Source organism: Pseudomonas sp. CIP-10 (genome assembly GCF_020911845.1).
GTDB lineage: Bacteria > Pseudomonadota > Gammaproteobacteria > Pseudomonadales > Pseudomonadaceae > Aquipseudomonas > Aquipseudomonas alloputida.
In genome coordinates, this window is sequence record NZ_CP087160.1 from 2777004 (window position 1) to 2791456 (window position 14453).

Sequence of the window (14453 nt, forward strand, 5' to 3'; positions counted from 1 at the left end):
TTGAGCGGGTTGATCAGCCGCGCATGATCTCAGGGGGCGCATCTTGCGGCAACTGCGTTGCGCCCGGGCGGGTGGCCAAGGCTGCGAGGAACTGGGCGGCTGGCATGGGCCTGGCGAACAGGTAACCCTGCTGGAAGTCCACCCCATGCTTGGCCAGGTAGTCGCGCTGCAGGTCGGTTTCCACACCCTCGGCGACGATGCCCAGGTCCAGCTTTCCTGACAGTTCAATGATGCTCTCGAGTATGTGCACTGACAGCGCATCGGCGCCGATCATGGCAACGAAGCTCTGGTCGATCTTCAGGTAGTCGACCTTGAATTGCCGCAGGTAGTTGAGGCTCGACTGGCCGGTGCCGAAGTCGTCGAGGGCGATCATCACGCCCATGGCATGCAGCTTTTCGAACAACTCAAGGGTGACCGGCGTGGGCTCGATCAGCTTGCGCTCTGTCAGTTCCAGGGTCAGCACCACCCGGCCGGGCGGAAAGTGCTGCAGGAACGTGCGACAGTCATCCAGCAGGCTGAGGTCGCGGCAGTGGTCAGCGGTGATATTGACACCAATATGGAAGCCGTCTTCCAACAACCCGGCATAAGGCGCCAGGCTTTGCGCGGTATGTGTCAACAGCGCGCGGGTCATGGCGACAATCTGCCCGCTGTGTTCGGCATAGGGGATGAACAGGTCGGGGCGAACCAGGCCTTCTCGTGGGTGGTGCCAGCGCATCAGCACTTCCGCACCGGCCCAGCGGTAATCGCCCTTGCGCACCACCGGCTGAAAATACGGCAGGAATTCATCGGCCTGCAGGGCACGGTCCAGTTCGGCACGCGGTGAGGTGGCGCGGCGAATCTGCCAGCGGCACGCCAGCGCTGCCAGGGCACCCAGTACCAGCAACAGACTGAGCAGGCCAGGGTAGTGGCTGCGCAACAGTTGGCCTTGCTTGTCGGCACTGTAGCCGCCCTGCACGCTGAAAGGGTAACGCGTTGAGCCTATCAGCACGTTGGCACTGGGGGCGGCAGGGGAGACACCTTTGTGGACCACGCCATCCTTGCCCATCCAGGCGTCGCCCACGCGGATTTGCAGTTCTTCATCGGGGCCGATCAGGCGCAGTGCTGTTAGCAGGTGGTCGCCGTCCACCGTGGTGATTGCGCCGTGGTCGCCGTCGCTGGCACGGTAGACCAGCAGCGGGTGGCCCGGCGTAACCGAGTTGCCGTCCATCAGCCATAACTTGCCGTCGACGTAATCGCCAGGATTGACCGGTTCGTCGAACTCGCCGAACAGCGAGGTGCAATACAGGTTGTTGTGCCTGAACAGGTTGGTCGAGCGCACGAAGGCATTGCGGGTAACCTGGGCCCGTAGCATAAGCTTGACCTGCTCGCATGGGCTGTCAGTCAGTGGAAGTAGCGAATTGGCGGCACGGGACAGGTTGTCGAGGATGTGTTCGACGTGCTCCAACGCCTGGCGGGTGGTGGCGTGGCTGCTGGCCTGCATTTCACGCTCGACCTGCCAGTTCATCACGGCCAGGCCGCACATGACCGGCAGCACGCCGACGACCCAAGGCAAGAGCATGCGCCAGCTGAGTGCGGCGCGGCGTTTGGCGGTAAGGGGCATGCTGACCTGACTATCATGGCGTAAAACGAGAGGATAGCCGTTTGTCGCCGCGTACGAGCAACTAAAACGCGACAAACCATTTTACGCAATGTAGAATCGATTTACGAATACAACAATAAGGTCCTTCACCTCCGAAGGATCAAGCCCGCCGAGAATGGGTCCATATGACATACCATGGGTTCAAGCTGATCATAGGTGACTTCCTCGCCCGCAGCGTGCGCGGTATCCCGTGCTCACCGCCGTTTCTGTTCCACATCCTACGCAATCTATAATTTTCGCAGCAGATGAGGACACGAACATGGCTGATATCTTCGACAATCCAATGGGCCTGATGGGCTTCGAGTTCATCGAACTGGCTTCGCCGACCCCTGGCGTACTTGAGCCTGTATTCCAGATACTGGGTTTCACCAAAGTGGCCACCCACCGCTCCAAGGATGTGCACCTGTATCGCCAGGGTGGCATCAACCTGATCCTGAACAATGAACCCAAAAGTATCGCTTCGTACTTCGCCGCGGAACACGGCCCGTCGGTATGTGGCATGGCTTTTCGCGTGCGCAATGCCCATGAGGCTTATGCCCGCGCCCTGGAACTGGGCGCCCAGCCGGTAGAAATCGAAACCGGCCCGATGGAATTGCGCCTGCCTGCGATCAAGGGTATCGGGGGGGCACCGCTCTACCTGATCGACCGCTTCGAGGAAGGCAGTTCGATCTACGACATCGATTTCAACTTCATCGAAGGCGTGGATCGCAACCCGGTGGGTGCTGGCCTGAAAATCATCGACCACCTCACCCATAACGTCTACCGCGGGCGCATGGCCTACTGGGCCGGGTTCTACGAGAAGCTGTTCAACTTCCGTGAAATCCGCTACTTCGACATCAAGGGCGAATACACCGGCCTCACCTCCAAGGCCATGACTGCGCCTGATGGCATGATCCGCATCCCGCTCAACGAAGAGTCGTCCAAGGGCGCAGGGCAGATCGAAGAGTTCCTGATGCAGTTCAACGGTGAAGGTATCCAGCACGTGGCCTTCCTGACTGATGACCTGCTCAAGACCTGGGATGCCCTGAAGGGGCTGGGCATGCGCTTCATGACCGCGCCACCGCAAACCTACTACGAAATGCTGGAAGAGCGCCTGCCTGGCCATGGTGAGCCGGTCGACCAACTGCAAGCGCGTGGCATCCTGCTCGATGGCGCCTCGCAGCCCGAAGACAAGCGCCTGCTGCTGCAGATTTTCTCGGAAACCCTGCTTGGCCCGGTCTTCTTCGAGTTCATCCAGCGCAAAGGTGACGATGGCTTCGGTGAGGGCAACTTCAAGGCGCTGTTCGAATCCATCGAACGTGACCAGGTACGCCGTGGCGTGCTGAGCACAGACTGATCGCCCCTGGAGTACCGTCGTCGTCATGTTCGTTCGGCGGCGGTACCCCGTCTGTTGGCACGTGCCCTGAACAGGGCCAGGTAGACGATCGAGCCGGTCACGATCCCCACCAGCATCAGCGAGGGGACGATCTGCAGCACCGACTGGCGGATTTCCTGAGCGGTGAAACCCTCTGGGTAGCCACCTTTGACCGTGTATCCATACTTGGCCGACATTGCGCTTGTAAAGAACTCGGACTGTGAAGGGCGCTCAAGGTCACGGCTGTCACCGTTGCTCCATATGTAGCGGTCGCCAAATTCGACCAGCAGTGTCAGCCCATCCAGAAAGCCATCCAGCTCGTTGCGAATCTGCATGGCATAGGCGGTGACGATTACGCTATTGCTTTTGCCCTTCTGATGAAAGTCGACCAGCAGCTTCTGACGCGTATCAGGAGGGCCGTAGGACAGTGCGACTCGCTGGCCGGACGACGCGAAGGATGAATAATGCTCCAGCGAACCTGAAGCCGTGCTGCAGTAGGGTTGATTGTCTTTGAGCAAGGTCAGCGACCTGACCATTGAGCGAATGGCAACCTGGTCCTGCAAGGCACTTTTGACGTTATCGCAAGATTCCCCTGCAAATGGCAGGGTGCGCAGGGCCGTCTCGTGCATTCTGTCCAGTGCATTGTCGACGCTGAAAACCGCCTCCTGAACGGAAATGCTGGCGTTTTCCGCAAGTTTCGCTTCCAGCTGGAAAGCCATCACCAGCAAACCGGAAACCACAGGCACCAGCGCCACTGCAATGAGCAGCAGCAGCTCCACCATGCTGCGCCCCGCGTGCATGATTTTCGACATAGGCTAATAGTTCTCCGCTCTGAAACTGTCCGTGGTGAACAGCTGAGCCCTGAGCCTATGTATTTGCTGACCGGGCTGCTGTAGTCCGGCTGCAGTTGAAGCGGTAGGAAATCGAGCGCCTTGATGTAGCTAACTGCCCTTGAGTTTTTTCAGCACTGCCTCGGCCAGCATGGCGGTAGAAGCGGGGTTCTGCCCGGTGATCAGCCTATCATCGTCGACCACGTACGGCTTCCACGGCTCATCATGTTTGCTGTAATTACCGCCGCGACCTACAAGCTCGATCTCCGTCAAGAAAGGCACTACGTCGTTCAATTCGACCAGTTTTTCCTCTATGTTGGAAAAGCCGGTCACCTTGCGGTCTTTGAGGAGCAGGCAGTTGTTACTCAGCTTGATGTTCAGCAGGCCGACAACGCCGTGACAGACTGCTGCGACAATGCCACCTTTTTCGTAGATTTTGCGTGCCAGTTCTTGCAGAGCCTGGTTTTCCGCGAAGTCATACATCACCCCATGGCCACCGGTGTAATAGATGACGCTGTATTCATCGGCTTTCACCTGCCCTGGGGCCAAGGTACTGCCCAGGCGCGTCATGAAGCGCTTGTCGTCGTACCACTGCCAGTCCAGGTCAGGGGCCATATGCAGGCTTTTCGGGTCGACGGGAACGTAACCGCCCTGTGGGCTGACATAGTCGACGGTGTAGCCGGCCTTTTCGACTTTCTCGACAAAGTGAACGGCTTCACCCAGCCACAACCCGGTCGCCCGTTTGAGGGTTGGATACTTCGCTGTATTGGTCAACACCACCAAAATTTTCTTGCTCATGACCCTGCTCCCATCGGCAACCTGAATGGGCCGGTGCTCCCTGGCCCGAGGGAAAACCTAAATAGCATAGCTGCCACCTGCAAGTACGCCATGGTGTGCGGGACGTGCTGTGCTAACTTGAACCCATCCACGGGCGAGCGTGCCAGGCTTGGCGGCGCTGTGGTCAACCCTGAGCATTGCTGGAGTCACGATATTGGTCGCTAACGGTAAGCCACGCGAGCCCGCGCCGCAGGTCATCCTGCAGTCGCCTGTTTTGCCATCGATCGAGCCGATGGGGGAGCGGATAGCCCAGTTCGACTGGTGGCGTACCTCGCTTGGGCCATTGTCGCGCTGGCCTGCTTCGTTGCGCATAGCCGTGGACATGATGCATTTGTCACCTTTCCCATGTGCGGTGGTCTGGGGGGCGGACCTGTGTGTGGTGCATAACGATGGCTACCGGGCGTTGCGGGCATTACCGGATGCGCTGGGCATGGCGTTCGATACCCTGTGGAGTGATATCTGGCCTGCAGTGGGACCCTGGGTGTTCAAGGCACTGGAAGGCCACTCGAATTTTGTCGAGGACCCACCCCTGCGTATCGTCCGCAGTGAAGGCGCCGAACCACTATGGTGCGCATTCGGTTATGCCCCCCTGCACGATGAACTCGGTAACGTGGCGGGGTTTCTGCATACGGTGATCGAGACCACGGCCAGCGTCGAGGCCCACCGCCATTGGCGTGAGCAGGTGCAGAGCTTTGAACGCCAGGTTGAGCAGCATGTGGCCGAGCGAGAGCAGTTCTGGTTGCTGTCGCGCGAAGCGATGATGATGCTCACCCCTGAATTGAAATTGCATGCTGCCAACCCTGCCTGGTACCGCATTCTGGGCTGGACACAAGAGCAGGTGCAGGCGATGTCGGTGATGGAGCTGGTGCACCCGACAGAGCGTACCGAAGTACGATTGGCAGTGTCCGGGCTGTTCCAATGCAGCCACGCGGAGCAGCTGGAGATCCGCCTGCGACACCGCGATGGTCACTACCACTGGTTTCGCTGGAGTGCACGGTTTGACGGCAACCTGCTGACGGCGGTTGGCCGGGACATCACCGCAGACCGTGAAGAGGCTGCGCGTCAGGCAGAGGCGCTGATGCACAACAGTGAGCGTATGGAGGTGGTTGGCCAGTTGGCGGGCGGCATGGGCCATGAAATGAACAACTTGCTGTCCGGTATCGGTGGCAGCCTCGAACTGTTGCAGCGACGCCTGCAGGAGGGGCGGCTGGAGCGTGTGGAAGCCTACGTGGACGTTGCGCGCGACGCGGTGCAGCGTGCCATGGACCTGACCCATCGGTTGATCGCATTTTCCCGCCATCAGCCATTGGCCCCGCGGCCACTGGACTTCAGTCGGCAGTTACGCCTGAGCGAACCCCTGTTGCTGCGGGCGCTGGGGGCAGAGATGCGTTTGCACTGGCAACTGGACGTTGCACCTTGGGCAGTGAGCCTGGACGTACCCCAGCTAGAGAATGCCTTGATCCACTTGTGTGCCAATGCGCGTGAAGCATGCCTGGAACAGGGCAATGTCACCCTCAGCAGCGTCAACGAACGGCTGACCGCCTTTTTCCCGGATGAAGGGGGCTTGCCGCCAGGCGACTATGTGGCCTTGCATGTCGAGGACGATGGCCATGGCATGGCAGCGGCGGATATCGCCAGGGCTTTCGAACCGTTTTACACAACCAAACCTCTCGGGCGTGGTGCCGGGCTTGGCCTGTCGATGGTGTATGGCTTCGTCCGTCAGTCGGGCGGGTATGCCTGGATCGAGTCGGCGCCGGAGCAGGGCACCAGGGTTTCCATGCTTTTCCCCAGGTGCCATGAGCCGGTTCCGGATGAGCCCGCGCCGGTACTGCTGTCGCAGCGCATGGCCCGGGGCGAGCGCCTGCTGCTGGTGGATGACGAGCTTGATCTGCGCGCGGTCATGCGTGAATACCTGACTGAGCGTGGTTTTGACGTCACGGATGTGGGCGATGCCAATAGCGCACTGGAGCGCTTTCGCCATGGCGGCCCTTTCGATCTGGTCATCACCGATATCGGCTTGCCGGGTGGGTTCAGTGGCCGGCAAGTGGCCAAGGCCATGCGCATGCAGCTTGCACAGCAGAAAATTCTGTTTATCACCGGATATGCGGATCAGTCCATTGAAGCGCAATTGCTCGATCAGCCGGGCACAGCATTGTTGAACAAGCCGTTTTCGCTGGCGCTGCTTGCCGATGAGGCGCTACGCCTGCTTGACGTGTAAGGCGCTTCAAGGCTTGCCTAGAATCTGTGCCACTCGCGTCTGTAACTGCTGCAACTCGAACGGCTTGCAGATCAGCTGCATGCCTGCGCCCAGGAAGCCTTCGCGTGCCATGGCCGTTTCCGCGTAGCCCGTGATAAACAGCACCGGTAATTGAGGCCGCAGGCTGCGGGCAATTTCTGCCAGTTGCCGGCCGTTCATGCCGGGCAAGCCCACATCGGTGATCAGCAAATCCACCGGTTGTGCCGAGCGCAGCACCTTCAGTCCCTCGTTGGCGTCGGCTGCGCTTTGGCAGGGGAAGCCGTTTTCGCCCAGTGCCTGGCAAAGCAGTTGGCGCACATGGGGATCGTCCTCGACAATCAGCACGTGTCGGCTGCAGCCGTCTTGCCTGGCCGGCACAGGCTTGCTGGATGGCAGGGCCTGGTCGACATGGCGTGGCAAATACAGCTCCACCTGGGTTCCCTGGCCAATCTCGCTGCTGAGGGTGATATGTCCATGGGACTGCTTGCTGAAGCCGTACACCATCGACAACCCCAGGCCAATGCCCTGGCCGGTCGCCTTGGTGCTGAAGAAGGGTTCGAAGGCGTGCTCCAGCGTGCTTTGCGCCATGCCTTGGCCGCTGTCGGTGATTCGCAGGCGCACATAGTCGCCAGTGCGCAAAGCGCCGTCCGCAGCTTGCTCGGTGGCGATGTGATGATTGTTCGCCTCGATGCGTAGCAGGCCACCGTTGGGCATGGCCTCGCTGGCATTGAGCAGCAGGTTGTCGAGGGCCTCTTGCAACTGCTGGTCATCCGCCTCCACGGGCCACAGGTCTTTGGCCGCGTGCACTTGCAGGGTTATTGCCGGGCTCAGGCAAGCTTCCAGGCGTTCTGTCTTGAGCAAGGTAGGCAGGTCTATACGTTGGCTGTGCAGCGATTGGCGGGAAGAGAAGGCCAGCAGGCGGTGGGTCAGGCGGGCGGCGCGTGAAACGGCCTCGCGGCCCATGCACAGAACGCCATCCAGTCCCTCGCCGCGGCCTTGGCGCAGCCGCCGCTGGATGAGTTCGAAGCTGCCGCTGATGCTGGTGAGCAGGTTGTTGAAGTCATGAGCGACGCCGCCGGCCAGTTGGCCGATGGCCTCCATCTTGCGTGTCTGGCAGCGGGCGAATTCACCGCGGTCCTGCTCTTCTTCCGGCGTTGAAGGCCGGCTGTCCAGGCGCTGCTGCATGCCATGGAGCTGGTCACGTGTCACGTACTGTCGCCGCCGATTGCGCAGCGCGGACTGGGTCATGTGCAGCAACTGGGCATTTTCGTAGGGCGTGACCAGCCAGAGAAGATTGCCCACTGGATGATGATTCACCCCAGCGGCCGACCAGGCGCCCTGGGTCAGCAGCACAATGGGCAAATCCGACCAGCTCGGTTGCTGGTCGATGAATGCCTGCAGCAAGGCGCTTGGGCCTTGGCTGAACACTTGCTCGGCAATAATCGCCAAGCCTGCGCCTTCGGCCAGACGCGCCTGCAGGTTGGCCAGGTCGACCGCGCAGAGGCTGTTGATGCCGGCGGAAGTCAACAGACGTGAGGTATCCGCCGCCAGTTGTGGCGGTGCGAGGATCAAGGCACGTTCATCCAGCGCCAACGAACTGGCCAAAACGACTCTCCTTTAGGGTGGCCTGATACCCACTGGACCCTGGCGCAGGCTCAGGGTTCAACTGAATCCAGGCACTGCCTACAGGCCCTGTTGCAGTGCAGGGTCGTCCGGGTTCTGGCGCTCCAGCTCGGCTAACGAAACTTGCACGTTCTGCAGTTGGCCGGACTCTTTCCAGTACTGGATCAGCAGCACCCGTACCCGGCGATTGGCTGGCTGGCGATTGAGCACGGTTTCCAGTTGCTTCTGGGCGGCGTCGGGCTGGTCCAGCTCATGCAGAGTGACCGCCAGGGTATAGCGGTAATCGGCGTTGTCCGGGTCCAGTTCCACGGCGCGGGACAGGGCCAGCAAGGCATATTCGTGCTGTTCGTGGCGCTTCAGCCAAAGCCCTAGCTCATACTGCAGAAAGGCCGAGTCGGGGCTCAGCGCCAGGGCTTTGCCCAGCACCTGGCGGGAGGCGTCGTGGTGGCCCTGGCGCTCGAGCAGGCGTACCTGAGTTGCCAGGGCATCGAGGTTGCCGGGGGCAACCGCGAGCGCACGTTGCAAGGCCGCAGCGGCCTGCGTGTAGTCGTTTTCGTGCAGGTAGAGGCGCGCCAGGTGCACTTGGGCGTCGGCATCTTCAGGCTGTTGCTCCAGGGCTTGCTGGTATTGCTCCAGGGCTGACTGCAGGGGGCCGAAATAGAGGCCGATGGCGTCAGGATCGAGGCCCAGCAGGGCATCCACGGCGGCAAAACGCACGCTTTGCTCACTGTCGTCCAGCAGCGGGCCGAGTACCAGGCTGCGCTGCGCTGGCGGTAGCAGGCGGCGGATACTGGCAATGGCCGCTCGACGCACCAGTGGCTCGGCATTTTCCAGGTCCTGGCGGGCCAGTTTCAATGCCTGCGGCGAGGGGTAGTTGGGCAACTCATCGTAGAGTGCCGCACGGCGGATCGCAGGCAGGTCGTTACGTTGCAATTGCTGGTACAGCACCCGTGCGGCACCGGGCTGGCCATCGTGAGCCTGGCGCAGCGCCTTGGCGTAGCTGTGTGCTGGCAAGGTCGGCGGAATTGGCGGGGCGTCGCGCCACAGGTAGCCGAACAGGGCCGATACCAGAATCGACAACAGCAGGGCGATCAGGTAGCGGTTGCGTCTGGGCATCGGACGATCCGTGGCGGCGGGAAGGGCAGAGCTTGGGCCAGCCGGGAGGTAAATGCAACCGAACCGGGCACGCCGCTGGCCAGGCGCCAGGCCTGCGGTGGCCATCCATGCACTGCGTATTGGGGTAAATACGATGGCAAACATAAAAAAGCCCCGCAGACCATGGCCTGCGGGGCAAACGGTTGGGGGAGGAGCCAACCAAAGGAGTCGTTGAGGCAGTGGAATCAGTGTGCGCTGGCCACCGTCTCCGGTTGCCAGCCGCCACCCAGGGCCTTGTAGATCGAGACGATGCCGCGATAAAGGTCGACTTCACCCTGAGCTTGTGCATCTTCAGCACTTAGCCGCTCACGTTCGGCATCGAGCAGTACCAGGTAGTCCACGGTACCCTCGCGATAGCGAATCGAGGCCAGTTCTGCAGCCTTGCGGCTGGCGTCGCTCTGGCGCATCAGCGACAGCAGACGCTGCTGGGTCTTGTCGTAATCGCTGAAGGCGTTGGCCGACTCTTCCAGCGCCAGCAGCACCTGCTGTTCGTAGTTGGCCAGAGCCCCTTCGGCATCGGCCTTGGCGCCGCGCAGGCGGGCCCGCACGCTGCCCAGGTCGAAGGCCGCCCAGGTAATGCTCGGGCCCAGTGCCCAGGCGTTGGCCGCCGAAGAGCCGATCTGCGAGCCGCGGGCGGCGGTAAAGCCGAGGAAGCCACTAAGGCTGACGCGCGGGAACAGGTCGGCGGTGGCCACGCCAACGTTGGCGGTGGCGGCCGCCAGTTGGCGCTCGGCGCTGCGGATGTCCGGGCGGCGGCGCAACAGCTCACCCGGGTCACCGACCGGCAGCGCCTTGGCGATGGCCGGCAGGGCCTTGGGCGACAGGTCTACGCTGAGCGCGTCAGGGCGCTGGCCGAGCAGGGTGGCGATGCGATGCCGCGCCCGTGCCTGTTCGGCTTGCAGTTGCGGCACGGTGGCTTCAACCCCGGCCAGGCGGGCATCGGCACGCACCACGTCGAGGTCGTTGCCCACGCCGGCATCGCGCAGGGTTTCGGTGATGGTGCGCGATTCCTGCTGGGTCTTGAGGTTGGCCAGGGCGATTTTCTCGCGCAATTGCGCGCCACGCAGCTGCCCATAAGCATCCACCAGCTCGGCGATCAGGCTGACCTGCAGCTGTTGCAGGTCGGCGGCGGCTACCGCTTCCTGGGCTTCGCTGGCTTCGATCTGGCGCTGGATGCGCCCGAACAGGTCAAGTTCCCAGGCCATGTCCAGGCCCAGGTCGTAGCGCTCGCTATTGACCCGCTCGGTGGTCTGGCCGGGGATCTGGCCTTTGCCGAGATCGCTGCTGGCACGGCTGGTGACCACCGGGAACGGGTCGTTTTCGGCGTCTTCGCGAATCGAGCGAGCCGACTTCAGGCGGGCGAAAGCCACGCGCAAGTCACGGTTGCCGTCCAGCGAAGCCTGCACCAGCTGGTTCAGCACCGGGTCGTCGAACTGCTTCCACCACAGGCTCTCGAAGCGGCTACGGTCGTAGGCCTTGGCCTGCACATCGCTGCCCAGTTGAGCAGGTTCGGTGGCTGGCGCCTGGTAGTCCGGGCCTACCGCACAGGCCGCCAGGGCCAGTGCCAGCAAGCTTGGGGTCAAGGGTTTGAGCAGGTTCATGCATGGTTCTCCAGCACTTGAGCGTGTTCAGCCTTGCGGGCCTGGCGACGCTCGACGAAACGGCGGATCAGGAAGAAGAACACCGGGGTCAGGAACAGGCCGAACACCGTTACGCCGATCATCCCCGAGAACACCGCCACACCCATGGCATGGCGCATTTCCGAACCTGCACCGGAGCTGAACACCAGGGGCACCACACCCATGATGAAGGCGATCGAGGTCATCAGGATCGGCCGCAGACGCAGGCGGCAGGCTTCCAGCACCGCAGCCAGCGGGTCGAGGCCCTTGGCCTGTTCGTCCTTGGCGAACTCGACGATCAGGATCGCGTTCTTGCACGCCAGGCCCACCAGTACGATCAGGCCGATCTGGGTGAAGATGTTGTTGTCGCCACCCGAGACGATCACACCGGTGATGGCCGACAGCAGGGTCATCGGCACGATCAGGATCACCGCCAGCGGCAGGCTCCAGCTTTCGTACTGGGCGGCCAGCACCAGGAACGCCAGCAGTACGCACAGCGGGAACACCAGCAATGCGGTATTGCCCGAGAGGATCTGCTGGTAGGTCAGGTCGGTCCACTCGAAGGTCATGCCGTTGGGCAGTTCCTCTTTCAGCAGCTTCTCGATCGCAGCTTCCGCCTGACCAGAGCTGTAGCCCGGGGCGGCAGCGCCGTTGATCTCGGCAGTGATGAAGCCGTTGTAGTGCATGACCCGGTCCGGCCCGGAGGTGTCGCTGACCTTGAGGAAGGTCGCCAGCGGGATCATCTCGCCAAGGTTGTTGCGCACTTTCAGTTGGCCGATCTGCTCGGCATCAAGGCGGAACTGCTGCTCGGCCTGGACGTTGACCTGGTAAGTGCGGCCAAAGCGGTTGAAGTCGTTGGTGTACAGCGAGCCCAGGTAAACCTGCAGGGTGTCGAAGATGTCGGTAATCGCCACACCGTGGGTCTTGGCCTTTTCCCGGTCGATGGCGGCATCGACTTGTGGCACGTTGACCTGGTAGCTGGTGAACAGGCCTGCCAGCTCTGGGACGTTGTGGCTTTTGGCGATGATGTTCTGGGTTTCCTTGTACAGCGCTTCGTAACCCAGGTTGCCACGGTCTTCGATTTGCAGACGGAAGCCGCCAATCGTGCCCAGGCCCTGTACCGGCGGCGGTGGGAAGATGGCGATGTAAGCGTCCTGGATGTCGGCGAACTGAGCATTCAGCGCGGCTGCGATGGCTGCCGCCGACTGGCTCGGGTCCTTGCGCTCATCGAATGGCTTGAGCGGGGTGAACACGATGCCGCTGTTAGGGCTGTTGGTGAAACCGTTGATCGACAGGCCCGGGAAGGCTACCGAGTCGGCCACGCCAGGCTGCTTGAGGGCGATTTCGCTCATGCGCTTGATCACCGCTTCGGTACGGTCGAGGCTGGCCGCGTCCGGCAGTTGGGCGAAGGCCACCAGGTACTGCTTGTCCTGGGCCGGCACGAAACCGGTCGGCGTGGACGAGAAGCCGAGGTAGGTCAGGCCCATCAGGCCGGCATACACGAACAGGGCGATGCCGCTGGAGCGGATGACCCGGCGCACGCCACCGACGTAGCTGTGGCTGGCCCGGTCGAAGAACCGGTTGAAAGGGGAGAACAGCCAGCTGCCCAGCAGCTTGTCGAGGAACCGCGAGAAACGGTCCTTGGGTGCGTGATGGTCCTTGAGCAGCACCGCGGCCAAGGCTGGCGACAGGGTCAGCGAGTTGAACGCCGAAATGACGGTCGAGATGGCGATGGTCAAGGCGAACTGCTTGTAGAACTGCCCGGTCAGGCCGGAAATGAACGCTGCAGGTACGAACACCGCGCACAGCACCAGGGCGGTGGCGATGATCGGCCCGGTCACTTCGCTCATGGCTTTTTGCGTGGCTTCCAGCGGCTTCAGGCCCAGCCCGATGTTACGTTCGACGTTCTCCACCACGACGATGGCATCGTCCACCACGATACCGATGGCGAGCACCAGCCCGAATAACGACAGCGCGTTGAGTGAAAAACCGAACAGGTGCATGACCGCGAAGGTACCGATCAGCGAGACCGGCACCGCCAGCAGCGGGATGATCGAGGCGCGCCAGGTCTGCAGGAACAGGATCACCACCAGCACCACCAGCACCAGGGCTTCGAACAGGGTGTGCACCACTGCTTCGATGGAGCCGCGCACGAAGATGGTCGGGTCATAGACGATGCTGTAGTCCATCCCTTCCGGGAAGTCCTTTTTCAGCTCTGCCATTTTCGCCCGCACTTCGTCGGAGATCTCGATGGCGTTGGAGCCTGGGCGCTGGAAAATCGGGATGGCCACCGCCGGCTGGTTGTTCAGCAGCGAGCGCAGGGCGTACTGGCTGGAGCCGAGTTCAACCCGGGCGATGTCTTTCAGGCGGGTGATCTCGCCATCGGCACCGGCGCGGATGATGATGTTCTCGAATTCTTCCTCGTTGACCAGACGGCCTTGGGTATTGATCGACAGTTGGAAGCTGGTCGAGCCTGGGGCAGGCGGCGCGCCCAGCTGGCCGGCGGCCACCTGGCGGTTCTGCTCGCGGATTGCCGCGACCACATCACTGGCCGTCAGGTTGCGCGAAGCGGTCTTGTTCGGGTCCAGCCAGACGCGCAGCGAGTAGTCGCCCATGCCAAACAGCTGTACATCGCCTACGCCGCCCAGACGCGCCAGCTCGTCCTTGATGTTGAGGATGGCGTAGTTGGACAGATAGAGCATGTCGTAGCGGTTGTCCGGCGAGGTCAGGTGCACGACCATGGTCAGGTCAGGCGAGGCCTTGTCGACGGTGATACCGATACGGGTCACTTCCTCGGGCAGCTTGGGCTGGGTGCGGGTGACGCGGTTCTGCACCTGCACCTGGGCGTTGTCCAGGTCGGTACCGAGGGCGAAGGTGATGGTCAGCGTCAGCTTGCCGTCCGCAGTGGACTGGGAGGACATGTACAGCATGTTCTCCACACCGGTAATGGCCTGCTCCAGCGGCGCGGCAACGGTTTCGCCGATGACCTTGGGGTTGGCGCCGGGGAAGTTGGCGCGCACCACCACGGTGGGCGGCACCACTTCGGGGTATTCGCTGATCGGCAGCTGGAACAGCGAGATAGAACCCGCGATCAGCAGCACCAGCGACAGCACCGCGGCGAAGATCGGCCGGGTAATGAAGAATTTCGAGAAGTTCATCG

9 protein-coding genes are annotated in these 14453 nt (G+C 61.9%); 2 read left to right on the forward strand and 7 right to left on the reverse strand.

Annotated elements, in window-relative coordinates:
• Positions 1 to 13 precede the first annotated feature (13 nt).
• Positions 14 to 1600: an EAL domain-containing protein gene (locus LMH93_RS12700; RefSeq protein ID WP_230065270.1), complete on the reverse strand. Its 1587-nt coding sequence runs from the start codon at positions 1598 to 1600 to the stop codon at positions 14 to 16.
• Between the two features lie 298 nt (positions 1601 to 1898).
• On the opposite strand from LMH93_RS12700, the gene hppD reads away from it, so the two are divergent.
• Positions 1899 to 2975, forward strand: coding sequence for a 4-hydroxyphenylpyruvate dioxygenase (hppD, locus tag LMH93_RS12705; protein WP_003253865.1), 1077 nt, complete (start codon positions 1899 to 1901; stop codon positions 2973 to 2975).
• Between the two features lie 23 nt (positions 2976 to 2998).
• On the opposite strand, the gene LMH93_RS12710 is transcribed toward hppD, so the two are convergent.
• Positions 2999 to 3805: a CSS-motif domain-containing protein gene (locus LMH93_RS12710; protein WP_003253863.1), complete on the reverse strand. Its 807-nt coding sequence runs from the start codon at positions 3803 to 3805 to the stop codon at positions 2999 to 3001.
• 129 nt (positions 3806 to 3934) lie between these two features.
• Positions 3935 to 4621: a type 1 glutamine amidotransferase domain-containing protein gene (locus tag LMH93_RS12715; protein WP_003253860.1), complete on the reverse strand. Its 687-nt coding sequence runs from the start codon at positions 4619 to 4621 to the stop codon at positions 3935 to 3937.
• Positions 4622 to 4814: 193 nt separating this feature from the next.
• Here LMH93_RS12715 and LMH93_RS12720 point away from each other — a divergent pair, with 193 nt between their 5' ends.
• A complete protein-coding gene (locus LMH93_RS12720; protein ID WP_230065271.1) occupies positions 4815 to 6878 on the forward strand; it encodes a hybrid sensor histidine kinase/response regulator in 2064 nt (687 codons plus the stop codon).
• Between the two features lie 6 nt (positions 6879 to 6884).
• Here the strand turns inward: LMH93_RS12720 and LMH93_RS12725 are convergent, their stop codons facing one another.
• The 4 genes from LMH93_RS12725 to LMH93_RS12740 all read right to left on the reverse strand — a co-directional run bounded on the left by LMH93_RS12725 (position 6885) and on the right by LMH93_RS12740 (position 14451).
• Entirely contained in the window at positions 6885 to 8501 is a 1617-nt protein-coding gene (locus LMH93_RS12725; protein ID WP_230065272.1) for a response regulator, read from the reverse strand.
• Between the two features lie 78 nt (positions 8502 to 8579).
• Positions 8580 to 9635, reverse strand: a complete 1056-nt coding sequence (locus LMH93_RS12730; protein ID WP_033725904.1) for a HEAT repeat domain-containing protein — start codon at positions 9633 to 9635, stop codon at positions 8580 to 8582.
• 224 nt (positions 9636 to 9859) lie between these two features.
• Positions 9860 to 11275 carry an efflux transporter outer membrane subunit gene (locus LMH93_RS12735; RefSeq protein ID WP_003253851.1) on the reverse strand — a complete coding sequence of 472 codons (1416 nt, stop codon included), beginning with the start codon at positions 11273 to 11275 and terminating at the stop codon, positions 9860 to 9862.
• On the reverse strand, positions 11272 to 14451 hold the full coding sequence (locus LMH93_RS12740) for an efflux RND transporter permease subunit (protein WP_003253849.1): 3180 nt from the start codon (positions 14449 to 14451) through the stop codon (positions 11272 to 11274). The genes LMH93_RS12735 and LMH93_RS12740 overlap by 4 nt, the downstream gene beginning before the upstream one ends.
• Between the last annotated feature and the right edge of the window lie 2 nt (positions 14452 to 14453).

What these genes read in the sequence shown, in the direction of transcription:
- LMH93_RS12735 (WP_003253851.1), bottom strand. Translation starts at nt 11,275, where the DNA reads ATGAACCTGCTCAAACCCTTGACCCCAAGCTTGCTGGCACTGGCCCTG.
- hppD (WP_003253865.1), top strand. Translation starts at nt 1,899, where the DNA reads ATGGCTGATATCTTCGACAATCCAATGGGCCTGATGGGCTTCGAGTTC.
- LMH93_RS12730 (WP_033725904.1), bottom strand. Translation starts at nt 9,635, where the DNA reads ATGCCCAGACGCAACCGCTACCTGATCGCCCTGCTGTTGTCGATTCTG.
- LMH93_RS12700 (WP_230065270.1), bottom strand. Translation starts at nt 1,600, where the DNA reads ATGCCCCTTACCGCCAAACGCCGCGCCGCACTCAGCTGGCGCATGCTC.
- LMH93_RS12740 (WP_003253849.1), bottom strand. Translation starts at nt 14,451, where the DNA reads ATGAACTTCTCGAAATTCTTCATTACCCGGCCGATCTTCGCCGCGGTG.
- LMH93_RS12710 (WP_003253863.1), bottom strand. Translation starts at nt 3,805, where the DNA reads ATGTCGAAAATCATGCACGCGGGGCGCAGCATGGTGGAGCTGCTGCTG.
- LMH93_RS12715 (WP_003253860.1), bottom strand. Translation starts at nt 4,621, where the DNA reads ATGAGCAAGAAAATTTTGGTGGTGTTGACCAATACAGCGAAGTATCCA.